Origin of the sequence: Dokdonia donghaensis DSW-1 (genome assembly GCF_001653755.1) — a bacterium.
Lineage (GTDB): Bacteria > Bacteroidota > Bacteroidia > Flavobacteriales > Flavobacteriaceae > Dokdonia > Dokdonia donghaensis.
Genome location: NZ_CP015125.1, coordinates 3,085,694 through 3,108,855, shown reverse-complemented (window position 1 = coordinate 3,108,855; position 23,162 = coordinate 3,085,694). Strand labels below are relative to the sequence as shown.

General features: G+C 37.9%; 23 protein-coding genes. 15 read left to right on the top strand and 8 right to left on the bottom strand.

Translation table 11 applies throughout. From position 1 onward, the window contains the following. The first annotated feature begins 65 nt into the window (after nt 1–65). Together ligA and I597_RS13650 are read left to right on the top strand one after the other, a co-directional pair. Nucleotides 66–2,060 carry an NAD-dependent DNA ligase LigA gene (ligA, locus tag I597_RS13655; protein ID WP_035325242.1) on the top strand — a complete coding sequence of 665 codons (1,995 nt, stop codon included), beginning with the start codon at nt 66–68 and terminating at the stop codon, nt 2,058–2,060. Beyond that, complete coding sequence (locus I597_RS13650) at nt 2,053–2,769, top strand: hypothetical protein (protein ID WP_035325241.1); 717 nt, start codon at nt 2,053–2,055, stop codon at nt 2,767–2,769. Before ligA ends, I597_RS13650 begins: the two co-directional genes overlap by 8 nt. A gap of 1 nt (nt 2,770) precedes the next feature. Here I597_RS13650 and I597_RS13645 read toward each other — a convergent pair whose 3' ends face one another. Further along, nucleotides 2,771–3,694: a bifunctional metallophosphatase/5'-nucleotidase gene (locus tag I597_RS13645; protein WP_035325240.1), complete on the bottom strand. Its 924-nt coding sequence runs from the start codon at nt 3,692–3,694 to the stop codon at nt 2,771–2,773. After that, nucleotides 3,691–4,464, bottom strand: a complete 774-nt coding sequence (locus I597_RS13640) for a 5'-nucleotidase C-terminal domain-containing protein (protein ID WP_035325239.1) — start codon at nt 4,462–4,464, stop codon at nt 3,691–3,693. The genes I597_RS13645 and I597_RS13640 overlap by 4 nt, the downstream gene beginning before the upstream one ends. A gap of 57 nt (nt 4,465–4,521) precedes the next feature. On the opposite strand from I597_RS13640, the gene I597_RS13635 reads away from it, so the two are divergent. The 13 genes from I597_RS13635 to I597_RS13575 all read left to right on the top strand — a co-directional run bounded on the left by I597_RS13635 (nt 4,522) and on the right by I597_RS13575 (nt 17,028). Then, on the top strand, nt 4,522–5,043 hold the full coding sequence (locus I597_RS13635) for a DUF6913 domain-containing protein (RefSeq protein ID WP_052111751.1): 522 nt from the start codon (nt 4,522–4,524) through the stop codon (nt 5,041–5,043). After that, nucleotides 5,043–5,918, top strand: a complete 876-nt coding sequence (dapA, locus tag I597_RS13630; protein WP_035325238.1) for a 4-hydroxy-tetrahydrodipicolinate synthase — start codon at nt 5,043–5,045, stop codon at nt 5,916–5,918. Before I597_RS13635 ends, dapA begins: the two co-directional genes overlap by 1 nt. 123 nt (nt 5,919–6,041) lie before the next feature. Further along, nucleotides 6,042–6,854, top strand: a complete 813-nt coding sequence (locus I597_RS13625) for an outer membrane protein assembly factor BamD (protein WP_035325237.1) — start codon at nt 6,042–6,044, stop codon at nt 6,852–6,854. 11 nt (nt 6,855–6,865) lie between these two features. Beyond that, on the top strand, nt 6,866–7,204 hold the full coding sequence (locus I597_RS13620; RefSeq protein WP_021778416.1) for a DNA-directed RNA polymerase subunit omega: 339 nt from the start codon (nt 6,866–6,868) through the stop codon (nt 7,202–7,204). Nucleotides 7,205–7,208: 4 nt separating this feature from the next. After that, nucleotides 7,209–8,414 (top strand): bifunctional phosphopantothenoylcysteine decarboxylase/phosphopantothenate--cysteine ligase CoaBC, encoded by a 1,206-nt coding sequence (gene coaBC / locus I597_RS13615; RefSeq protein ID WP_035325236.1) that lies wholly within the window; start codon nt 7,209–7,211, stop codon nt 8,412–8,414. Next, the gene (gene porD, locus I597_RS13610) at nt 8,414–9,301 is read left to right on the top strand and encodes a type IX secretion system protein PorD (RefSeq protein ID WP_081965030.1); all 888 of its coding nucleotides are present in this window, start codon (nt 8,414–8,416) and stop codon (nt 9,299–9,301) included. The genes coaBC and porD overlap by 1 nt, the downstream gene beginning before the upstream one ends. Before the next feature lie 109 nt (nt 9,302–9,410). After that, nucleotides 9,411–11,063 carry a DNA repair protein RecN gene (gene recN, locus I597_RS13605; protein WP_035325234.1) on the top strand — a complete coding sequence of 551 codons (1,653 nt, stop codon included), beginning with the start codon at nt 9,411–9,413 and terminating at the stop codon, nt 11,061–11,063. 90 nt (nt 11,064–11,153) lie between these two features. After that, nucleotides 11,154–11,981, top strand: coding sequence for an enoyl-ACP reductase FabI (locus I597_RS13600; protein ID WP_035325232.1), 828 nt, complete (start codon nt 11,154–11,156; stop codon nt 11,979–11,981). Nucleotides 11,982–12,089: 108 nt separating this feature from the next. After that, the gene (locus I597_RS13595) at nt 12,090–13,106 is read left to right on the top strand and encodes a glycosyltransferase family 2 protein (RefSeq protein ID WP_035328749.1); all 1,017 of its coding nucleotides are present in this window, start codon (nt 12,090–12,092) and stop codon (nt 13,104–13,106) included. A gap of 9 nt (nt 13,107–13,115) precedes the next feature. After that, complete coding sequence (locus I597_RS13590) at nt 13,116–14,060, top strand: YbbR-like domain-containing protein (RefSeq protein ID WP_035325231.1); 945 nt, start codon at nt 13,116–13,118, stop codon at nt 14,058–14,060. Nucleotides 14,061–14,062: 2 nt separating this feature from the next. Beyond that, nucleotides 14,063–14,662 carry a dephospho-CoA kinase gene (coaE, locus tag I597_RS13585; RefSeq protein ID WP_035325230.1) on the top strand — a complete coding sequence of 200 codons (600 nt, stop codon included), beginning with the start codon at nt 14,063–14,065 and terminating at the stop codon, nt 14,660–14,662. A gap of 70 nt (nt 14,663–14,732) precedes the next feature. Beyond that, nucleotides 14,733–16,316, top strand: coding sequence for a sensor histidine kinase (locus tag I597_RS13580; protein WP_035328747.1), 1,584 nt, complete (start codon nt 14,733–14,735; stop codon nt 16,314–16,316). 1 nt (nt 16,317) lies between these two features. Beyond that, nucleotides 16,318–17,028, top strand: coding sequence for a response regulator transcription factor (locus tag I597_RS13575; protein WP_021778425.1), 711 nt, complete (start codon nt 16,318–16,320; stop codon nt 17,026–17,028). Nucleotides 17,029–17,076: 48 nt separating this feature from the next. Here I597_RS13575 and miaA read toward each other — a convergent pair whose 3' ends face one another. The 6 genes from miaA to I597_RS13545 are packed head-to-tail and all read right to left on the bottom strand — an operon-like array spanning nt 17,077 to nt 23,104. Further along, the gene (miaA, locus tag I597_RS13570) at nt 17,077–18,033 is read right to left on the bottom strand and encodes a tRNA (adenosine(37)-N6)-dimethylallyltransferase MiaA (protein ID WP_052111749.1); all 957 of its coding nucleotides are present in this window, start codon (nt 18,031–18,033) and stop codon (nt 17,077–17,079) included. Next, nucleotides 17,981–18,841 (bottom strand): ion transporter, encoded by an 861-nt coding sequence (locus I597_RS13565; protein ID WP_035325229.1) that lies wholly within the window; start codon nt 18,839–18,841, stop codon nt 17,981–17,983. Before I597_RS13565 ends, miaA begins: the two co-directional genes overlap by 53 nt. A 39-nt stretch (nt 18,842–18,880) precedes the next feature. Further along, nucleotides 18,881–20,260, bottom strand: a complete 1,380-nt coding sequence (locus I597_RS13560) for an exonuclease domain-containing protein (RefSeq protein ID WP_035325228.1) — start codon at nt 20,258–20,260, stop codon at nt 18,881–18,883. A gap of 59 nt (nt 20,261–20,319) precedes the next feature. Then, nucleotides 20,320–20,967, bottom strand: coding sequence for a YggS family pyridoxal phosphate-dependent enzyme (locus I597_RS13555; RefSeq protein WP_035325227.1), 648 nt, complete (start codon nt 20,965–20,967; stop codon nt 20,320–20,322). Further along, the gene (locus I597_RS13550) at nt 20,967–22,187 is read right to left on the bottom strand and encodes a DUF1015 domain-containing protein (protein WP_035325226.1); all 1,221 of its coding nucleotides are present in this window, start codon (nt 22,185–22,187) and stop codon (nt 20,967–20,969) included. Before I597_RS13550 ends, I597_RS13555 begins: the two co-directional genes overlap by 1 nt. Nucleotides 22,188–22,216: 29 nt before the next feature. After that, nucleotides 22,217–23,104, bottom strand: a complete 888-nt coding sequence (locus tag I597_RS13545; RefSeq protein ID WP_035325225.1) for a 3-hydroxyacyl-CoA dehydrogenase family protein — start codon at nt 23,102–23,104, stop codon at nt 22,217–22,219. Nucleotides 23,105–23,162: the final 58 nt, after the last annotated feature.

Here is a 23,162-nt window from a genome sequence, read left to right as displayed (position 1 = left end):
ATAAATAGTGTAAAGGCTGTTGCAATCTTCATTGTAACAGCCTTTCTTTTTGGTTATTTTTACATATGACTATTGAAGAACAAATCTTACAGCTTCGTCAAGAGCTACGCGAGCACAACTATAACTACTACGCGCTAGATACGCCTACTATTTCTGATTTTGAATTTGATAAAAAATTAGAACAACTCAAGGCGCTAGAACTTGCAAATCCAGCATATGATGATCCTAACTCACCTACACATCGCGTAGGTGGCGCAGTGACTAAAAATTTTGAGACTATTGTACACGAGCATAGAATGTACTCCCTAGATAACTCCTACTCAAAGGAGGATCTTGAGGACTGGGAAGCCCGCGTTAAGAAAATGGTAGATGGTGAAGTGCACTACACCTGCGAGCTCAAGTATGATGGTGCATCTATAAGTCTTACTTATGAAAATGGAGAGTTACTCAGAGCTGTAACCCGTGGAGATGGTTTACAAGGAGATGATGTAACTACTAATATTAAAACCATAAAGTCTGTTCCCTTAAAGTTAAAAGGAGATTATCCTCCTAAGTTTGACATACGTGGTGAGATTGTGCTTCCTTGGGACGGTTTTCACGCGATGAATGCAGAGCGTGAGGAACTAGGGTTTGAGCTATATCGTAACCCGCGTAATACCGCAAGTGGTTCTCTAAAACTTCAAGATAGTGCAGAGGTTGCAAAGCGACCATTGCAATGCTTACTTTATAATATCACCGGCAATAATTTAGGTATTACGACCCAGATGGAAAGTTTGCAAAAAGCTAGAGACTGGGGTTTTATGGTGCCAGATGCGGCAGTACTAGCAAAGAGTATTGATGAGGTGCTAGATTTTATTAATCACTGGGATAAAGCTCGTCACGACTTACCGTATGAGACAGATGGTGTTGTAGTAAAAGTAAACGGACTCCAGCAGCAAGAGGAGTTGGGGTACACGGCAAAAGCTCCGCGATGGGCTATGGCTTACAAGTTTAAAGCAGAACAGGTGTCTACCCGCTTACACGAAATAACATATCAGGTAGGTCGTACTGGAGCCATCACACCAGTGGCAAACCTAGAACCTGTAGAGCTTGCCGGGACAACCGTTAAAAGAGCCAGTCTTCATAATGCAGATCAAATAGAACGACTAGACATACGAGAAGGTGATGAGGTGTTTGTAGAAAAAGGAGGAGAAATCATCCCAAAAATCATAGCAGTAGATCTTACAAAACGCCCAGCAGATTCTGAGCCTACCGATTATATAGCCGAGTGTCCCGAATGTAACACTCCGCTTGTGCGTAAAGAGGGAGAAGCACAGCATTACTGTCCTAACGATATGGGTTGCCCACCACAAATTATAGGACGTATACAGCATTATATATCTAGAAAAGCAATGGATATAGATGGGCTAGGAGGTGAGACGGTAGCTTTACTTGTAAATGAGGGACTTATATCAAATTATGCAGATCTATATGAGCTTACAGTAGCGCAGTTGCTTCCGTTAGAAAGAATGGCTCAAAAAAGTGCCGAAAACTTGGTGAAGGGTGTGCAGGCCTCTGTTAAGATTCCTTTTGAGAAGGTGCTGTTCGGTTTAGGTATACGATACGTAGGAGAGACTGTTGCAAAGAAACTGGCAAAGCATTACAAGTCTATTGATGCGATTATTTCGGCAACAGAGGAAGATCTGGTTGCTGTAGATGAAATAGGAAGTAAGATAGCTGAGAGTGTTGTAGCATTTTTCGCGAAAGCGGAACATATAGTACTCATACAGCGTTTAAAATCTTACGGAGTACAGCTAGAAATTTCTGCAGAGAAGCTTGCAAACCAGTCGGATGTGCTTGCAGGTAAGACTTTTGTGGTCTCTGGTGTGTTTGAAATGCCACGTAATGATCTTAAAAAACTCATAGAAGATAACGGAGGGAAAGTCTCAAGTTCTATCTCATCTAAAACATCATACCTCGTTGCTGGCGAAAAAATGGGACCTAGCAAATTAGAAAAAGCTCAAAAACTAGGAATTACTATTATTTCTGAAATAGAATTCTTAGCTTTAACTAATGCTTAGAGAGAACTTTGCCGGATATAGGTTATATAGATCTATCAGTATTCTGCTAGGGTTTATGATGATGCTTACACCTGTCTTTTTTGACCAGAATGATGTGTTCTATCTAACTCCTTTTGGTTCTTTGTTTTTGTATATATATGTAATAAAAGCAACAGGTAAGTTTAGTATTTCCTTTTTAATATTTTTAGTAGCAACGCTACTGTCGGAGTATTTGTTCTTAACAGATTATGAGAAAAATATAACACTCACCTGCCTAGCATCTATTGTAGGGTATGCTGCACTCTTGTTTATAATGAAACCTGTATTAAAAAAACGAGTAACTGCCTTTTCAAATCACAATCTTGTAGAGCTCATTGTGGGATTTATTACCCTCAGTTTTGTACTGCTATACATTGTTTATCTAGTAATGCCGTTTATACCAGAAACGAGCCTCTTCTTGCTTACAGTGGTGGTTTTTGGCATTACAATGAGTGTTTGCTTTATAATACCTAATTATAACCTCCATCCAGATAATATAGGTCTTATTATAATAGGTGGCAGCTACATTGCTGGTACCGTCTTTGGCTTCATATACTACTTTCTTTATAATGAAATTCCTATGCTTATAATGGCCACATTTATGATGGTGTTTATGAAAGTAACCTTAGCCACTTATATAACTAGGTTTAAACGAATAGAAAAAGACAGTACATATCAGGAGTATATCTAGATTATATATCAAGCACGAGGCTTCTACTCTCTATATTTTTTGCATCATCTAGATAAAAATCTATTCTTCCTAGGTTAATGCCTCCCCAGCCCACCTGATTTATAAGCACAAACTTTCCTGATTTGTTCTGTGCGATAGTTGGCTTTTTTAAGAAGGTATGTGTGTGTCCACCTATAATAAGATCTATTCCTTCTGTCTTTCTGGCGAGCGCTACGTCTGAGATAATGTCTTTACTGCGATACTCATAGCCTAGGTGAGAAAGACAGATAACAATGTCACAACGTTCTTTTTGTCTGAGTGTATTTGCGGTGTCTGTGGCCATCTCGACAGGATCTAGGTATTTGGTTTCTTTAAACATATTTTTATTAACGAGACCATTAAGTTCTATCCCTAGACCAAAAACACCAATGCGTATCCCATCTTTTACAAAAACCTTATAAGGCTTTGTAAGTCCATCCATTATGGTATTTGAGAAGTCATAATTTGCTGTAAGAAGTTCAAAAGATGCATTAGGCATTTGTGCAGCTAGCCCACCTATGCCATTGTCAAAATCGTGATTACCTATGGTAGCGGCATCATATCCCATCATAGACATAAGTTTAAACTCAAGCTCACCTCCATAAAAATTAAAGTAAGGAGTACCCTGAAAGATATCACCCGCATCAAGAAGTAATGTGTTTGGGTTTTCTTTACGTACAGCCGTGATAACTCCCATTCTTCTGGCAGCACCACCTAGATTTGCATATTTTGGATCGTTAGAAGGGAAGGGCTCAACGTGGCTATGTACATCGTTAGTGTGTAAAATGGTGATGTGCTTTTTTTGCTTTCGCGAAAGCGTATCTACACCCATACTCATTGTTAACCCTCCTAATCCTACAAGACTTGTTGCTGCGGCGGTTTGTTTTATAAAAGTTCTACGTATCATTTGCTATCTCTTGTAAATCTGTTATCTCTTACGGGTGCGATGGTGTCGTATTTTTTAAAATAATCGATGAGCACATTTCTTATTTTGTAATCTAGCGTAAGCGTGCTTACCGGGTTTTCAAAAAAGGTCATATGGTCACCACCATTCTTGAGGTAGTCGCTAGTTGCGATAAAGTAAGTCTCGTTATCATTAATATCTTGACCTTGCACTTGTGTTTTTAAAAGATCACCTGTGGCAGAAAGTTGTATCTCCATACCTGCGATGGGATGTGCACTTCCACCTTTTAAATATTCAAAAAGAGATCTCATTTGCTTACCACTAAGCTCTACGACAACCACTTCGTTTTCAAAAGGCATTATCTCGTAGGCGGTTCTGGTGGTGATGTTTCCTTTATTAAGAGCAGAGCGTATGCCTCCATAATTGAGAAGCACTGCGTTAAAGGGATATCCAGTTCTTTTTTGAAATATAGGGTTTGCCATTTCATAAACAGCATCTGCCATCATATTGCCTACTGCTGTGTTGAGCTTGCCATCCTTTTTTGTGTACGATGCTGGTGCAATGGCTAGCACACTATCCATTTCTGCCTGTATAGCTTCCTTGTATGGAAGTATGGCTTGAGTTATTTCTTCACTCGTTGGGCTATTTTGATTTACAAGGATAATTTCACCTTTTATGCGCTCTGGAGCGTAGTGAGATTCTTCCTTACAAGAGATTGCTGTTGTATATATAACAATCGCATAGATGATAGTTAAAAGCGTGGTCCTCCTCATAATTTATGGCGTAGGTAGCAGTAAATTTTATCTACATTTGTTCAAAAGTAAAGTTATATGTTTTTAACCGGATTAAAAGCAAAATCCATCATTAAACAAATAGATAAAGCACAACAAGCACGCAATTATAAGGCGAGCGCAACTGCAGTATCTAGCGTTGCTATTTTACAAGATGTAGATAATCCTTTTAATCAAAATAATCTTTCTTCTTTGTGCAAAGCAATAGGAGTAAAGTCTAAAGATGTAGCAATACTTGAGTATGTGAAAACCTTAACAAAAGAGCAGCGTGAGCAGCCACAGTTATTTTCAGACAAGCAAGTAGGGTGGAAAGGAGTTTTTAAAACTAAGACTCTCAAAGATTTTAGTGCAACTCCCTTTGATATTTTAATAAGCTACTACACGCCAGAAAATTTATCACTTAAAGCAATGACAGCACTCTCTGCTGCAAAGTTTAAAGTAGGGATTGACCCAGCTATGGAAACATACAATGATCTTACGATACACGTAGCTACAGGTCAAGAAGTGGTTTTTACAAAAGAATTAGAAAAATATTTAAAAATTTTAAAAGTTATAAATTAATGCAGGAGTTAAGGGGTACAGGTGTTGCTCTCGTTACACCATTTAATGAAGATTTGTCTATAGATTATAATGGACTTACTAAGCTGGTGGAATATTGTATTTCTGGCGGTGTAAATTATCTTGTCACACTAGGTACCACGGCAGAGAGTGCTACGTTATCTAGTGAAGAGAAGCAGGCCGTAGTTGCTCATATCATAAAGGTAGCAGAGGGGCGCTTGCCTATCGTGCTAGGTGTAGGAGGTAATCATACAGCTGCAGTTGTAGCAGAACTTAAAAATGGTAAGTATGATGGTATAAAAGCTATACTGTCGGTCTCTCCGGCTTATAATAAACCAACCCAAGAAGGAATATACCAGCACTTTGCAAGTGTAGCTACAGCGAGCCCATTGCCAGTAGTACTTTATAATGTGCCAGGTAGAACTTCTAGCAATATGTTACCAGAAACTACGGCGAGACTTGCAAGAGATTTTGATAATATTATAGCTATTAAAGAAGCTACCGGTGATATGTCACAGGTGCTTGAGCTAATACACAAAACCCCAGATGATTTTATGGTGATCTCTGGAGATGACACACTTTCATTGCCATTAGTTTCGGCTGGAGGTAGTGGTGTGATATCTGTGATAGGTCAAGGTATTCCAGAAGTTTTTACAGAGATTATTAATGATGGTTTAAATGACGCTTTCGCGAAAGCGTATAAAGAACACTTTAAAATACTTGAACTTATAGATCTTATTTTTGAAGAGGGAAACCCTGCAGGTATTAAATCATTGCTAGCGCATCAGGGTGTGTGCAAGCCTTTTGTGAGATTACCACTAGTAAAAGCTACAGATGACCTACACCAAAAGATAGGTGCATTTTTAAACACTTTATAGAAGTTGTTAAACGTATGCTAACAAAATAAATGCTAGGGTGAAAGCGTTTATTTTTGGGCTATATTAATTAAGTTATGTTATGTGATTGATTTTACGTAATTTTGCCTGCTGTTTTTAACCCTTATGAAGAATATATTTTTCCTACTAGTTGCAGTTGTTTTATTGGGCTCTTGTTCGGCGTATCAAGATGTTCTTAAAAACGATGATATTAAAGCAAAGTACACATTTGCAGATTCCTTGTATTCTCAAGGTAAATACAAAAAAGCCTTAAAGCTTTGGGAGCAGATTGTGCCGCTATACAGAGGACGCCCTCAAGCAGAGCGTGTGTCATATCTTTATGCAAATACATTTTACGAGCTAGGAGATTATTATCAAGGAGGGTATCAATTTGAGCGTTTTGTAAAATCTTTTCCTCAGAGTGAGAAGAGAGAAGAGGCAGCTTATAAAAGCGCAGAAAGCTATTATAATAGATCACCTAGATTTAACTTAGATCAAGGAGATACGTATATAGCAATGGGTAAACTTCAAGATTTTATAAATCAGTATCCAGATTCTGAGCGTCTTGATGATGCTAATGCTAAGGTGCAGGAGCTTAACCAGAAGATAGAGCTCAAAGCTTACGAGATTGCAAAAGGATATAATAAAATAGGAGAGAGTAGAGTAACGTTTCCAAATGCGATAAAAGCGTTTGATAACTTTTTACTAGACTTCCCAGGGTCTAAGTATCGTGAAGATGCTTTGTACTGGAAGTTTAACTCTGCATATCAACTAGCATTAGGGAGTGTAAGACGTCGTAAGGCAGAAAGACTTGAGGATGCAAAAGAAGCATATAACGCCTTAGAAAAGTATTTTCCAGGAGGAAAGTATAGCGAGCAGGCAGCAGAAGAAGTAGCAGCTATAAATGAAGCGCTGCTTGCAATGGAAACTTTAAATTAAAGAAGAATATTATGAATATTAAGGACTTAGATGCACCTTTAAGCACAACGACTATTGACAAGAATCTTGTAGATGCCCCTACGGATAATATCTATGAGGCAATTTCTATAATTGCAAAACGTGCTTCACAGATCAATACAGAGATCAAGAAGGAGCTTTCAGAAAAACTAGATGAGTTTGCTACGTTTAATGATAGTCTTGAAGAAATCTTTGAAAACAAAGAGCAAATAGAGGTGTCTAAATTTTATGAGCGCCTTCCTAAGGCTCACGCACTAGCAGTGCAAGAGTGGTTAGAAGATCGTATTTACCACAGAGATCCATCTGTTACTGAAGAAAAAAGTAACGACTAGATAGATGTCAGTATTAAGCGGTAAAAAAATACTTTTAGGAGTAACCGCTGGCATTGCAGCATATAAAAGCGCCAGTCTTGTGAGAGCATTCATAAAGGCTGGCGCTTCTGTGCAAGTAGTAATGACAGAGAAGGCAAAAGACTTTGTTACTCCGCTTACATTAAGTACACTCTCTCGTAATGAGGTGCACTCATCATTTACACTTGAGGGTGATGATAATGCGGTGTGGACAAATCACGTTGAGCTTGGGCTGTGGGCAGATCTTATGGTTATAGCTCCTGCAACAGCAAACACGCTTTCAAAAATGGCAAATGGGGCTTCAGATAATTTGCTGCTAGCCACATACCTAAGTGCAAAGTGTCCTGTGTATTTTGCTCCAGCAATGGATCTTGATATGTATATCCATCCTTCATCTACAAATTCTTTTCAGAAACTGCAGTCTTACGGTAATGTAATGATAGAGGCTACCAGTGGTGAACTTGCTTCTGGCCTGGTAGGTAAAGGACGTATGGCAGAGCCAGAGGATATCTTGACATTTATTGAGAATGATGTAATGGGTAAGTTGCCTTTAAGAGGTAAACGTGTGATGATTACAGCAGGACCTACTTATGAAGCAATAGATCCCGTACGTTTTATAGGAAATCACAGTAGTGGTAAAATGGGATGCGAGCTTGCTTTAAGAGCAGCAGCTCTAGGCGCTACAGTAGATCTTATACTGGGACCTAGTGCTATAAAAGTAAATCATAGTTTAATTACAGTGCATAATGTAGTCTCTGGTGAGCAAATGTATGATGCTGCACACGCCGTATTTGATAAGGTAGATGTAGCAATCGCAGCAGCCGCGGTGGCAGACTATAAGCCAGCGCAAGTAGCAGAGGAGAAGATCAAGAAAAAAGACACTTCGATGCAAATAGACTTAGTAAAAACTAAGGATATTCTTGCATCACTGGGAACTATTAAAAAAGATCAATATCTTTTAGGCTTTGCATTAGAGACTCAAAATGAGTTAGAAAATGCAAAGAAAAAGCTCGAGAAGAAAAATCTTGACGCGATTGTTTTAAACTCTTTGCGAGATAAAGGTGCAGGGTTTCAGACCAAAACCAATAAAATTACGTTTATTGAAAAAGACGGTTCGGTTACGGAGTATGATTTAAAGACTAAAGCCGAAGTGTCTATTGATATATTTGATAAAATAGCCGAAAAAATATGATGAGAGTACTTACATTCTTAGTGGTTCTATTTTGCTCATTTAACCTTGTAGCACAAGAGCTTAATGCTGTTGTGATTATAAACGCAGAGCAAACTAATAAAGCAGATTTACAAGTTTTTAAAACTTTAGAACGCTCACTTACAGAGTTTATAAATACCACAAAGTGGACAGATAAACGTTTTAAGCAACAAGAACGTATAGACTGTTCTTTTAATGTAATTATTACTCAGCAGGATGGTAACAACTTTCGCGCAAGCGTACAAGTAGGAGCATCACGACCAGTTTTTGGTTCTAATTATGATACACCTACGTTTAACTTTAATGATAAGCAGTTTGATTTTGAGTACACAGAGTTTCAGCCGCTTATTTTTAATCCTAATACCTTTGACTCAAACTTAGTTTCTGTAATTGCTTTTTATGCTTATACTATCTTAGGTATGGATGCAAATACCTTTAAGCTCAATGACGGTGATGGGTATTTTCAGATTGCAAAGCAAATAGTTACTACTGCACAGCCTAGTAGTGAGACGGGATGGAACCCTCAAGACGGGTCGCAGTCTAGATATAGGTTAAATGAAGATTTACTTTCTCCTAACTTTAGAGAGTTTGCAGGTATAATGTACACGTATCATCGTACAGGTCTTGATTTTATGGGTGAAGATAAAAAGCGTAGCAAGCAAACACTTGCAACTACCTTATCTCAATTTAGGTCTATGTACAATAAGAGGCCTAATAATTTTTTAACCCGTGTATTTTTTGATACTAAGGGAGAGGAGATTGCTTCTATCTTTTCTGGGGGTCCTTCTGTAAATGTAAAATCTCTTGTAGAGGTACTTAATCAGGTAGCACCAACAAAATCAAATTACTGGAGACAAATCACATTTTAATAGTATATAATAAAGACAATCCTTAATTTTAAATTCCCGTATAACGGGAATTTTTTGTTGAGTATTATATCTTACTTTGTGCGTTTATTTTAACTAAATCTAAAAATCATTGCTTACTTCTCTTTCTATAAAAAATTATGCACTTATTCAATCTGTACAATTACAGTTTGATAAAGGGTTTACTGTTATTACTGGAGAGACAGGTGCTGGTAAGTCTATATTACTAGGAGCACTAGGTCTTATTACAGGAAAACGTGCAGATATGTCTAGCGCAGGAGATGCGTCTCAAAAATGTGTAGTAGAGGGTGTTTTTGCTATAAGTGACTACCACCTCAAAACTTTCTTTAAGGCTAATGATCTCGATTATGATGCGTCTACTATTATAAGAAGGGAAATTTTACCTTCTGGAAAAAGTAGAGCCTTTATAAATGATACGCCCGTAACACTGGCACAACTTTCCACACTGGGTGCTAGGCTAGTAGATATACATAGCCAGAATAAAACGCTGCAGGTGGTAGAAAATGATTTTCAATTTGAGATGATTGATACGTTCTCAAACAGTGTGGCATTATTAAAAAAATATAGAACGGCTTACACTCAGTGGAAGGCTTCAAAAGCGGCCCTGGTCGAACTTTTAGAAAAAAAGAAGCAAGCCCAGCTAGAGTATGATTATCAATCTTTTCTTTTTACAGAGCTCGACGAGGCAGCATTAAGGGTAGGAGAGTATACAGAGATAGAAGAGGAGCTTAACACATTAAGCAATGCAGATGAGATTATGCAGCAGCTGGCTACAGCCGCACAAAATATATCTCTAGATGAAACAGGAGCTATAGATCAACTTGCTGCTGCCAGAGCAGCACTAGGTAGGCTAAATAGCTATGGTGCTCAATACACAGAATTGTATGAGCGACTTAATAGTACACTACTAGAACTAGAAGATATAGGAGAAGTACTTAGTCAAGTTTCTGATAATGTAGATGCAGATCCACTTACGCTAGAACGACTCAATACACGTATGCAATTATTGCACTCGCTCATTAAAAAGCATCAGGTAGCCAGTGTAGAGGAGCTTATTGAGATACGAGACAGGCTAGATAATGATTTACAAGATATCGCAGGGGTAGATGATAAGATAGAAGCACTAGAAGCTCAGATTCAATTAGAAAAGGAAACTGCATTTGCACTGGCTTCTCAGTTACATAAAGATCGTGCTGCTGCAATACCACACCTTACCTCACTAGTACAAAAATTACTTGTTGAACTTGGGATGCCTAATGCACAGTTTGCAGTACAGTTAGATTCTCAAGATACTCTTACAGCAACAGGAACAGACAGCTTAGAGTTTTTATTTTCAGCAAATAAGGGGAGTGATTTAAAACCATTAGGCAAAGGAGCCTCTGGAGGTGAGTTATCTCGAGTAATGCTAGCCCTTAAGTCTGTGCTTAGTAAACATAAACAATTACCTACACTCATTTTTGATGAGATAGATACTGGTGTGAGCGGAGAAATTGCTGTAAAAATGGGAGCCATCTTAAAGAAAATGGGTCGTACTATGCAACTTGTAAGTATTACACACTTACCTCAAATTGCGGGTCAAGGCGCTTCACATTTTAAAGTGTACAAAAAAGATACAAACGAGCGCACACAGACTTATATAGAAAGACTTGATGAAGATGAGCGTATTGTGGAGATAGCGGCTATGCTAGGCGGAGGCCAGCACAGCGACGCGGCAATTGCCCACGCAAAAAATCTACTAAACTAGTGTGATTTAAGCAGAAACCACGATATTTACACCTCCATAACGGCGCAGGCCGAAAACCTAACTAGAATACATCAAACCATTACTGTTATTATGAGTTATAACTTACTTAAAGGAAAACGCGGAATTATTTTTGGAGCATTAGATGCAAACTCAATCGCTTGGAAAACAGCAGAGCGCGTACACGAAGAAGGAGGATCTTTTGTACTTACTAACGCACCTATCGCTATGCGTATGGGACAGATTAACGAGCTTGCAGAAAAGACAGGGTCAGAAATTATTCCTGCAGATGCTACATCGCTAGAAGATCTAGAAAACCTTGTTACAAAAGCACAAGAAATACTAGGAGGTAAGTTAGACTTTGTACTGCACTCTATCGGGATGTCTGTAAATGTACGTAAAGGTCGTGCTTATACAGATCAAAAATATGACTGGACACAAAAAGGTACAGATGTATCTGCAATGTCTTTTCATAAAGTAATGCAAACACTCTACAAGCAAGATGCGATGAATGAGTGGGGAAGTATCGTAGCCCTTACCTATATGGCAGCGCAGCGTGTATTTCCAGATTATAATGATATGGCAGATAATAAGGCATACTTAGAGTCTATTGCACGTAGTTTTGGATACTTTTATGGTAAAGAAAAGAACGTACGTGTAAACACAATATCACAATCACCTACACCTACTACGGCAGGTCAAGGAGTAAAAGGTTTTGACGGTTTTATCGCTTATGCAGAGAGGATGAGCCCGCTAGGTAATGCTACGGCACAAGACTGTGCAGATTATACCATCTCACTATTTTCAGACCTTACAAAGCGTGTAACAATGCAAAACCTTTATAATGACGGAGGTTTCAGCAACACCGGAGTGAGCAACGAGGTGATGGAAGCATTTATGAAAGCCGAAGGACACGAATAAACTTTAGTACGCTTTCGCGAAAGCGGAATCAACCCCATACCAACCACCGTCTATATGTCGGTGGTTTTTTATTGCCTAGCCTCTAGGGATGTCTTAGCTTTGTTTTATATGCAACTTTCATATTCATTTATTATTCCCGTTTATAATCGACCAGATGAGGTGGCCGAACTCCTTGCTAGTTTTAACCAGCAAGAAACTGCTATTCCTTATGAGATTGTAATTATTGAAGATGGCTCTAGCATACCCTGTAAAGAAGTCATAGATGCTTATCCAGATCTTGATATTACCTATTTAACAAAGCCTAACTCAGGTCCAGGGAGTTCTCGCAACTATGGGATGGAGAGAGCGAGAGGGAATTATTTTATCATACTAGATTCAGATTGTATGTTGCCTCCACAGTATGTTGAGGTGATGGATAAAAAGTTAAAGGAGCAATATGTAGATTGTTTTGGCGGTCCAGATGCAGCACATCCAGACTTTTCTAACTTGCAGAAGGCTATAAGTTATAGTATGACTTCGTTTTTTACTACTGGAGGCATACGCGGCGGAAGTGAAGATGCCGGAAAATTTCAACCTCGTAGTTTTAATATGGGATTGTCTAAAAAGGCTTTTCAAGCTAGTAAAGGTTTTGGAGATATTCATCCCGGGGAGGATCCAGATCTTGTATTGCGATTATGGGATCTAGGTTTTAAAACGGCGCTTATACCAGAGGCTTTTGTCTATCATAAACGTCGCATCTCTTGGAAAAAATTTTATACTCAAGTCCATAAGTTTGGACTAGTCCGACCTATACTTAATTTATGGCACCCTAGTACTGCAAAGCTCACTTTCTGGTTTCCTACATTGTTTATCATAGGTTTAGTAGCAAGCTTGATGATAGGATTGCTTGGTAATACAATACTGCTCAAGCTTTACGCATTGTATGTTGCGATTATTTTTGTGCACTCAAGTATCATAAATAAAAGCCTTATGATAGGTTGTCTAAGTATTGTTGCAACCGGCATTCAGTTTTATGGCTATGGTACGGGGTTTCTATCTTCTACAATAGCAGTAAAATGGTTGAGACAGCTTCCGCGAAAGCGTTATCCACATCTTTTTTTTAGTACATTAGAGACCCAAAAGTAACTACCATATATGTTGAGAGGAATTAAAATAAACAGCGTGACTGCAAGAGAGTTTTTATTCTTCTTGCTGTTTACTACTATCATTGCGGGCCTCATAAAATTATCTAAAACATATAAAACGCAATTTGAGGTAGCCATAGAAGTGGTAGATGTCCCCATAGACCGAACAATCCAAGAGTTAACACCTGCCTATGTAAAAGTAAGTGCAGAAGGTTCTGGTTTTTCCTTACTTACAAACGCAATAGAGGTGCCTACATTAAAAGTGCCTTTTACAGAGCTACAGAGCGTAGAGTCTCATATATATGAATATACAGTAACTGCAAGATCACTTTCACAAAAAGAAGTTGTAGATAATGCGAGTAATGTACTTGCAATCGTTCCTCCTCAAATACGTATAGCTGTGGATTCTGTAGCGTCAAAACGTATCCCGGTACAATCTAATGTTGCTGTTTCCTATAAAACAGGTTATGGAGCAAAAAGCAAGTTACGTATCGAGCCAGATAGTATTACTGTAGTGGGGCCAGCAACTTCTATAACATCAATTAAAGAAGTTTTTACAATAGGAAAAGAACTTATGGAGGTAGATAAAAAGATAGCGCAAGAAGTAGCACTATCTACTCAAAAGCTGCCTCAAGATGTCCGGTTGTCGCAAATAGCGGTAAATATAGTACAAGATGTGGCTAAGTATACAGAGGGTAAAATAATAGTGCCTATTACCATACTCAATGATTTAGATACGCAGGTTAAAATTTTGCCTAAAACTGCAGAAGTAAGCTATATAGTAGAACTCGAAAATTTTGATAAAATCACCCCATCAGATTTTCTCGTTACCTGTGACTATGAAAACGCTACAGATAATGATGCTTACTTACCTCTAAAAATAGCAAAGGCGCCAGCCACTGTAAAGGTCGCGAGACTTATAAACAAGCAAGTAAAGTTTATTGTAATTAATTAGTTATGATAGTAGTAGGTATTACAGGTGGCATAGGAAGCGGTAAAACGACGATTGCAGGTTTTTTTAAAGAGTTAGGAATACCGATTTATATTGCAGACGATGAGGCAAAGCGCCTTATGAACACAAGCAAGGAATTGCAAAGGGAGATCATTAACCTTTTTGGAGAAGAAGCATATAGGGAAGGTTTACTTAATAGACCTTACATAGCGAGTAAAGTATTTAACTCTAAAAAAATGTTGTCTAGTCTCAATGCTATAGTACATCCTGCAGTTAGAAAACATTTTCAAGACTGGGTTGCAGCTCAAAATGCACCATATGTTATGCAAGAAGCTGCAATTTTATTTGAAAATGGGGGGTATAATTTATGTGACTTTACCATACTTGTAACGGCTCCATTAAAAGAGCGTATTGCTCGTACTATAAAAAGAGACGATACGACCGAAAATGAGGTAATTAAGAGAATGAAAGCGCAATGGTCTGATGATCGTAAGGCTGCAATGGCAGATGTCGTTGTAGAAAATATAAAACTTGAAGAAGCAAAAAACGCTGTATCACGCATTCACACCCATATTATGGTGCGTCTAGATAAGGGTTGGGCATAGCATAACTACCGCTTGTTAACATTTGGTTAAACCGAAACCGCCTGAAATGTTAAAATCTTATTTTTGGGTAGTGAATAAAAAACTATTTTACTTATTAATTGTGCTTATGAGCTTGTCGCTCATAGGTATCATATTTGTACAAGGCTATTGGATATCTAGTAGTGTAGATGCTAAGCGTGAGCAATTTAGCTTTAACGCTAGGCAAGCACTATCTGCTGTGGTAGATAGAATAGAAAACCGAGAGCTAGAGGATTACTATTATCCGGTACAGAAAATGGTAGATAGTATCGGGCTTCCAGACGAGTTGTCTTTTGAAGAATACTTTTACATTAATGAAGATCTCGTAAATAATGAGATTACTTTATACAGTAGCGGCATTTTACAAGAAGATTTTAAAATCACAGCGCCAGGAGTTACAGGAGAAGAAGGGGATAGTATAGAGTTTAAAAGATATGCAAACAGAAGATCTACTCAAATTATAAAAAGGGGTAGTGTAGACGGTAATGAAAGCTCAACATCAAATAGAATACAAGAGTTCTCAAGATTGCTTGATTATGAGAAATATCAATTTTCTGGAATAGTAAGTGATATAGCAAATAGAATTCCAATACATAATCGGGTTACAGAAGAGGAAATTAGTAAACTTCTCACTATAGAACTTGTAGAGCGCAATCTAGAAACAGATTTTGAATTTGGAGTATATAGTAATGATCTATTAACAAGAGTACGATCTAAAGATTTTAAGTTTAGAAAGTCTGCACCGGGATATAGCGAGCCTATATTTCTATACGATAAAGACGTAAGTGATTACTCATTATATGTTCAGTTTCCGGGTGAGAAGAAGTTTGTTATCTCTTCTATATTAGGAATGGCAGGGTTATCTATAATTTTTACACTTATAATAGTGATAGCCTACTCAAGTGCATTGCACCAGCTCAATAAGCAACGACAGATATCACAGATAAAGACAGATTTTATAAACAATATGACCCACGAGTTTAAAACACCTATCGCTACTATAAACCTAGCGCTAGATGCACTTAAAAACTCAAAGATTTCTAGTAACCCAGAAAAGGTAAGCTATTATCAAGGCCTTATAAGAGAAGAAAATAAGCGTATGCACGGTCAAGTAGAAAATGTACTGCGCATCTCTAAGCTGGAAAAAAATGAATTAGATATTAACAAGGAGCGCCTTGATATGCACGAACTTGTTGAAGATGCTAGTAACCACATACTTCTTTTAGTTGAAGATCGTGGTGGGTATATAAACCTACATCTAGATGCAGAGCGCACACCAGTGCTTGCAAATGAGTCACATTTTACAAATGTATTAGTCAATATAATGGACAATGCTGTAAAATATACTCCAGAAGATAGAGCGCCAGAAATAGATGTGTATACAGAAAACTCTAAAGATTCTATCATCATAAAGGTTAAAGACAAAGGGGATGGAATGTCTAAAACTGTGCAGAAAAAAGTCTTTGATAAATTTTACCGTGAGCACACGGGAGATATACATAACGTAAAAGGACACGGCTTAGGTCTTGCCTATGCAAAACGAATAGTAGATGATCACCAAGGTGAAATCTCTGTCGAAAGCGAAAAAGGAATGGGGAGCACATTCATAATCAAATTACCACTAATATCATTATAATATGGAAACTGAAAACAAAAAGATTTTACTAGTAGAGGATGATCCAAACTTTGGAACTGTTCTTAAAGATTACCTTATGATGAATGACTACGACGTCACTCACGCAAAGAATGGAATGGAAGGTTTTGAAAAATTCAAAAAAGATGATTACGATCTATGTATCTTAGACGTGATGATGCCTTACAAAGATGGATTTACACTGGCAAAAGAAATAAGAGAGAAGAATGAAGAAATTCCTATTATCTTCTTAACGGCAAAAGCGCTTAAAGAAGATGTTCTTAAAGGATATAAAGTAGGAGCAGATGATTACCTTAATAAGCCTTTTGATAGTGAGGTCTTACTTATGAAAATTAAGGCAATTATACAGCGCAAAGCTGTAGACTCTGTTGCAGACTCAAAGCAGTTTGAGTTTAACATAGGGAACTTCCACCTTAACTCTAAGTTACGTTTCTTAACATATAAAGAAGAAGAACCTATAAAATTATCTCCTAAGGAGAATGAGTTATTACGTATGCTTGCCCTACACGAGAATGACCTTATGCCACGTGAGCTAGCACTTACAAAGATCTGGAGAGATGATAACTACTTTACCTCACGTAGTATGGATGTATACATCGCAAAACTACGTAAGTATTTAAAGAAAGATGACGTTGTTGAGATTCTTAATATACACGGAGAAGGTTTCCGTCTAGTAGTTAAGAAAGACGAATAAACATTTAATATCTAAAAGATATTAGTGATTTTATAAAACGTACCACTTTTAGGAGTGGTGCGTTTTCTTGTTTAAAAACGAAGCGATTTCTTCAAAAGGAGTTTCAAAATCAAACCAATGTATACTCGTATCTTTACGGTACCAAGTCATTTGTTTTTTGGCAAATCTTCGGGTGTTTGTTTTTATATTTTCTATAGCACGCTCGAGTGTAACTTTCCCTTCAAAATATTCAAAAAGTTCTCTGTAACCCACAGTGATGAGTGCATTATTGTGCTTTCGCGAAAGCAAACTTTCTACCTCTTTAACGAGTCCATTTTCAACCATAATATCCACACGCCTGTTTATGCGATCGTACATAATCTCACGATCTGCCTTAAGGCCTATTTTTATGGTTTGAAAGTCACGAGCAGGTCTAGGTTTATCTCTAAAAGATGAAAATGCCTCACCAGATGACAGGCATACCTCAAGTGCTCTAATCACTCGTTGCGTATTATCTATGTCTACTTGAGAATAATAGGTGGGATCTTTTTCTTTAAGAAGCTTTTGTAGAGCTATTTTTCCGTCTGTTGCTAGTAAAGTTTTAAGGTCTTCTCTCACGCCAGGTTTTACCTCTGGAAATTCATCAAGGCCATTTATAACAGCGTCTACATACATTCCAGAACCACCTACCATAACGAGTTCATTGTACGTTTTGTGTAAGGTTGTAATCTTTTGGATAGCCTCTTTTTCAAAATGGCCTACACTGTACGGCTCATCTACAGTGAGGTGTTGTATAAAGTGATGGGGCGCCGCTGCAAGTTCTTCTGGATCTGGTACAGCTGTACCTATGTACATTTCTTTAAAAAATTGCCTGCTATCTGCAGAGAGAATCTCTGTATTAAAATGTTGAGCGACTTTTATAGAGAGAGCCGTTTTACCTATAGCAGTTGGGCCTACAATGGCAATAAGATACTTAGAAGTCACGATCAAGAGAGTTTCCGCATTTATGACAAAACTCTGCATCATCACGATGCTTCTTTGCATTACAATTTTGGCAACACTGTGTATTCATATGTACATAGTCTTCACCATCTATTGTAACTTTAGAAGGTTCCATATCCTTTGCGTACTCTGCGCTTACTATTCCTGTAGGTACAGCAATAATACCGTATCCTAAAATCATAATAAGGGCAGCTATAAATTGCCCAAGAGGTGTCACAGGTGCAATATCTCCAAAACCTACCGTAGTAAGGGTAACTATACACCAGTATACACTTACAGGTATACTTGTAAAGCCACTTTCTTCTCCTTCTACCATATACATAATTGTACCAGCTATGATACAAAGTATAAGTACAGCAAATAAAAATATACTGATCTTTGCTCTAGAGTCTTTAAGAGCTCTAGATAACTTATTAGACTCACCTACATATCTTGTAATCTTTAAAATCCTGAAGACCCTAAGCAAGCGCAGTGCTCTTACGGTTAACAGTGCATTTGAGCCTATAAAGAAAAAAGCTAGGTACTGCGGTATAGTAGAGAAGAAGTCTATAAGGCCGTAAAAACTAAAAATATAAGTGCTAGGTTTTTTGATTGTGACTATTCTAGCAAAATATTCTAGCGTAAAGAATATCGTGATAATCCATTCTCCTATCTCAAAATAATCGTGAAATCTTGCATCAATGCTTTTTACGCTCTCAAGCATTACCAGAGCAATACTTGCCAGTATAAGTATGAGTAATACTACGTCAAATAACTTTCCGGCAGGCGTATCTGCCTCATAAATAATATCGTGAAGTTTTTTACGCCAGGGTGATGTACTGTCTTTTGTCACTGTTTGTTATGCCTATTATGTGATAAATGTACTACTTATCTATGAGTTTGAAATATGCTCTAGGGCAATCACCTTTAATCGCTTACGACTTCTAGCATACGTTTGTATAATATGCTTTGCATCCCTGTTGTCAGACATAGGCTCTATCATAGAGTTCAAGTACTCTAGATCACTTATATCATTGTTGCGATCATAAAATCCAACTCCTTTAAACCTCCCATTTTCTATAAATACAAAAGAGCGTTCATTAGACTTACGACCACGATCTGTGATAATCATACTCTTATTTTTGTAGCTATGTTTATCTATAAATTGTTGTACACGCTTATTATATGAAACTGGATCTTCTTTTTCTACACAGGCACCATTGCACTTTTCGATTCCGTAATTAAAACAACTACCAGATTTAGAGTTAAACTGTGTTTTATTCATACACAGGTTGTAGGCAGCAACAATACGTTCCATACTACTCTTTGCACTCATTGTATTGCTATAGGTAGTAATAGACTCCTTACGCCCATCTGCACGTTCTGTTTTGAGATGTATGTAACCTTGCTGGTCTGTAAAGTGTGTAAGTTGTACCTTAAATTTTGTACGTCTTAGGGCTCTATTATACTTAGGTTTATAATGTTTTATAGCATCGTTCTCTTTAAGTAATGCTAGAAGTTCACTTCCCGTTTGTATAAAAGTGACACTCTCAACTTCGTCTTGTATTTTTTTACTTTTGTGGTTATCATTTGTAAAATGCTGGGTAAGCCGCTTCTTTATATTTTTACTTTTCCCAATGTATATGATGGTCTCATTTACATTATGCATAAAGTACACTCCGGTCTCAGAAGGAACAGATTTTATAAGCTCCTTGAGCTTAGTATCCAGATGCTTTTTAGGAAAAGAGCGCGTCGCTTTTTTAAAAACTATTTGCTCTGGATCTTTTGATAGTAGTAGTTTAAAAAGTTTTACGGTAGCAATAGCATCACCATCTGCACGGTGACGATTAGACATTGAGATACCTAATGCCTTTGTAAGTTTTCCTAAGCTGTAACTGTCGTGCCCTGGTAAGAGTTCTTGTGATAGCTCAACGGTACAGAGTGTTGTTCTATCAAAGTGATATCCCAACCTATCAAACTCTAGACTAAGTATGCGGTAGTCAAACTGTGCATTATGAGCAACAATGGTACAACCCTCGGTGATTTCTATTATACGCTTTGCAACTTCGTGAAATTTTGGTGCATTGCGTAACATCTCATTATTTATACCCGTAAGACCTACTACAAAAGCTTGTATAGGTCGCTCTGGGTTTACAAGGGTGACAAACTCATCAACAACTGTCTGCCCGTTAAATTTATAAATAGCTATCTCCGTAATACCTTCTTCGTTGTATTTTCCACCGGTGGTTTCTATGTCTAGTATTGCGTAAATAAGTCTATTGTTTTGCTCGTAAAACGAGTGCTTTAATTAAATTGTTGTGTGTATAATGGCTATCTAGCGCCAAAAATACTACTCCCCACACGTATCATCGTGCTGCCGTTATCTATGGCTAGTTTATAATCACCACTCATACCTGATGATAAAATGGTGAGATTTGCGCTTTCGCGAAAGCGTAAAAATAATCCTTCAAGCAGTTCAAATTCTGCCTGTACCTGGCGTTGGTCATCTGTAAAGGTGGCCATCCCCATAAGGCCCACCACGTTTACATTAGGATAGTTATCAAGCTCATTAGATTGAAAAAGTGCCGCAACATCTTCTACCGCCATACCAAATTTTGAATCTTCTCGCGCAATCTTTACTTGTATAAGTACGTCTATCACACGATTATTTGCAAGGGCTTGTTTGTTAATTTCTTTGAGGAGCTTTATGCGATCTACCGCGTGTACTAGACTTACAAAGGGAGCCATAAACTTGACCTTATTAGTCTGCACGTGGCCTATCATATGCCATTGTATATCTTTTGGCATTTCTTCCCACTTCTCGGTCATTTCTTGGATTTTATTTTCTCCAAAAATGCGTTGTCCAGCCTCATAGGCTTCCATAAGATCTGCTACAGGTTTTGTTTTTGAAACCGCTACAAGAGTTACGTGTGGTGGGATGCTTTCGCGAAAGCGTAAAATATTTTCTGCTATACTCATTAAAATTCGTAAATCGTTACGCCGCTGCGTAGTTTAGGCTCAATATACGTACTTTTTGGTGGCATTTTAAGCCCTGCGTCTGCAATTTCTTTTAAGTCTTCTATTGTGATAGGAAGCATACCAAAACTCACAACAAACTCCTTACTGTCTACACGGTCTGTAAGACTAGCAATATCACGTCTCCCGTCTATATATTCTATACGCTTGTCATTGCGTAGATCTGTGATACCCAAAATAGGTTTTAACACAGTCTCATATAATATTTGAGTATCTAGTCGCTCAAGTGGTGTGTTAAAAGTTCTGAGCTTATGACGTAAATACAGACTATAATACTCACCGTCGAGGTACATACTAAAGTGGTGTTTCTTAGATGGTCTATAGGGTAGTTTGCCTCTATTTTCTATTCTAAAATGGCTATCTAACGCTATAAGAAAAGCTTCCTTGCTCAAACCATTAAGATCTTTTATAAGTCTGTTAAATTCATAAATAAGCAACTCAGACTCTGGTATTAAAAAGCTCATAAAGTGATGGTATGTCTCTTGATGCTCTGGGTGTGCATCAGATAGCAGCGCAGAAGAAGAGGAGCGATGGTGCCCATCTGCAATGTAGAGGTTACCTAGTTGCTCAAAAGCTTCTTGTAGTGTAGTGATTGTTTGAGTATCTGTAACTGGCCATAGGTAATGGGTGTCACGGTACGTGGTTGTAAATTCATACTCGGCACGTGTACTCATTACATCTTGCAATATCGCTTTTATACTGGAGTCATCTTGATAGGTGAGTAGTACAGCCTCTGCATTAAAACCTACCGTCTCAAGGTAGTCTTTAAAAAGTAGCTCACGATCTTGAAGGGTGTCTTCGTGCTTTTTTATGACATCATTTTTATAGTCTTCTACAGAGGCGCTGGCCACAATACCGTGAAAGGTGTTCTGATCTCTATCTACAATTTTGTAAATGTAAAAAGCAGGCTTATTTTCTTTAATGAAAATACCATCTTCTTTAAACTCTTGATACCTGTTACGTACAAGCTCAAAACGCTGTTTACCTGTAATCTCTTTATGAAACTTATATCCAGGGTTTATAATGTGTAAAAAAGAAAAGGGATTACGAGCCATACGGTGATCTCGCCCCTCTTGATCATAAAATTGATATGCACGGGTGGCTACGAGACCTACTTTATCTCTTGTAGGTCGCACTGCGCAGAAGGGGGAGATTTTTGCCATAATATGATACGTATCTTAGTTTTAGAGTATTAAGAAAACATTGCAGCTACCTTATCTGCCTTGCGTGATTCTTTATAATCATAAAAACCTTCGCCAGACTTAACCCCATACTTTCCTGCACGTACCATATTTACTAGTAATGGGCACGGTGCGTATTTAGGGTTTTTAAAACCTTCATACATTACTTCAAGTATAGATAGACATACATCAAGACCTATAAAATCTGCTAGTTGTAATGGTCCCATAGGGTGTGCCATACCTAGCTTCATCACTGTGTCTATTTCATACACGCCAGCTACGCCATTATATAAAGTCTCTATAGCCTCATTAATCATAGGCATAAGGATACGGTTTGCTACAAAACCTGGATAGTCATTTACCTCTACAGGTACCTTGCCTAGCTTTTCTGAAAGCTCCATAATGGTTTGCGTGGTAGCATCACTAGTAGAGTATCCTCTTATGATTTCAACAAGTTTCATAATAGGTACAGGATTCATAAAGTGCATCCCTATAACGAGTTCAGGTCTTCTTGTTACTGCCGCAATCTGTGTGATTGAAATAGAAGAGGTATTTGTGGCAAGGATGCAGTCATCACCAGTAGCTTCATCTAGCGATTCAAAAATTTTGAGTTTGAGATCGACATTTTCTGTAGCAGCCTCTACTACAAGTCCAGCATATTCTACACCCTCTTCTAGGTTAGTAAAAGTGGTGATGTTATCTAGCGTTTGTTGCTTTTCTATTGCAGTGATACGCTCTTTTGCAACCATTCTATCTAGGTTTTTTGAGATGGTGTTCATCCCTCTATCTAGTGATTCTTGTGAGATATCTACAAGCTGTACTTTGTAACCGCTTTGAGCAAAAGTGTGAGCAATACCATTACCCATTGTTCCTGCTCCTATAACTGCTATGTTTTTCATAATTGTGGTGCTTAGTTTCTTTCCCAGTGGGAAAGGGTGTGTGTGTGTTTGAATATGT

Excerpts from the sequence above, each read along its gene's own strand:
- ligA (WP_035325242.1), top strand. The coding sequence starts at position 66 with ATGACTATTGAAGAACAAATCTTACAGCTTCGTCAAGAGCTACGCGAG.
- I597_RS13650 (WP_035325241.1), top strand. The coding sequence starts at position 2,053 with ATGCTTAGAGAGAACTTTGCCGGATATAGGTTATATAGATCTATCAGT.
- I597_RS13645 (WP_035325240.1), bottom strand. The coding sequence starts at position 3,694 with ATGATACGTAGAACTTTTATAAAACAAACCGCCGCAGCAACAAGTCTT.
- I597_RS13640 (WP_035325239.1), bottom strand. The coding sequence starts at position 4,464 with ATGAGGAGGACCACGCTTTTAACTATCATCTATGCGATTGTTATATAT.
- I597_RS13635 (WP_052111751.1), top strand. The coding sequence starts at position 4,522 with ATGTTTTTAACCGGATTAAAAGCAAAATCCATCATTAAACAAATAGAT.
- dapA (WP_035325238.1), top strand. The coding sequence starts at position 5,043 with ATGCAGGAGTTAAGGGGTACAGGTGTTGCTCTCGTTACACCATTTAAT.
- I597_RS13625 (WP_035325237.1), top strand. The coding sequence starts at position 6,042 with ATGAAGAATATATTTTTCCTACTAGTTGCAGTTGTTTTATTGGGCTCT.
- I597_RS13620 (WP_021778416.1), top strand. The coding sequence starts at position 6,866 with ATGAATATTAAGGACTTAGATGCACCTTTAAGCACAACGACTATTGAC.
- coaBC (WP_035325236.1), top strand. The coding sequence starts at position 7,209 with ATGTCAGTATTAAGCGGTAAAAAAATACTTTTAGGAGTAACCGCTGGC.
- porD (WP_081965030.1), top strand. The coding sequence starts at position 8,414 with ATGAGAGTACTTACATTCTTAGTGGTTCTATTTTGCTCATTTAACCTT.
- I597_RS13600 (WP_035325232.1), top strand. The coding sequence starts at position 11,154 with ATGAGTTATAACTTACTTAAAGGAAAACGCGGAATTATTTTTGGAGCA.
- I597_RS13595 (WP_035328749.1), top strand. The coding sequence starts at position 12,090 with ATGCAACTTTCATATTCATTTATTATTCCCGTTTATAATCGACCAGAT.
- I597_RS13590 (WP_035325231.1), top strand. The coding sequence starts at position 13,116 with ATGTTGAGAGGAATTAAAATAAACAGCGTGACTGCAAGAGAGTTTTTA.
- coaE (WP_035325230.1), top strand. The coding sequence starts at position 14,063 with ATGATAGTAGTAGGTATTACAGGTGGCATAGGAAGCGGTAAAACGACG.
- I597_RS13575 (WP_021778425.1), top strand. The coding sequence starts at position 16,318 with ATGGAAACTGAAAACAAAAAGATTTTACTAGTAGAGGATGATCCAAAC.
- miaA (WP_052111749.1), bottom strand. The coding sequence starts at position 18,033 with ATGATGCAGAGTTTTGTCATAAATGCGGAAACTCTCTTGATCGTGACT.
- I597_RS13555 (WP_035325227.1), bottom strand. The coding sequence starts at position 20,967 with ATGAGTATAGCAGAAAATATTTTACGCTTTCGCGAAAGCATCCCACCA.
- I597_RS13550 (WP_035325226.1), bottom strand. The coding sequence starts at position 22,187 with ATGGCAAAAATCTCCCCCTTCTGCGCAGTGCGACCTACAAGAGATAAA.
- I597_RS13545 (WP_035325225.1), bottom strand. The coding sequence starts at position 23,104 with ATGAAAAACATAGCAGTTATAGGAGCAGGAACAATGGGTAATGGTATT.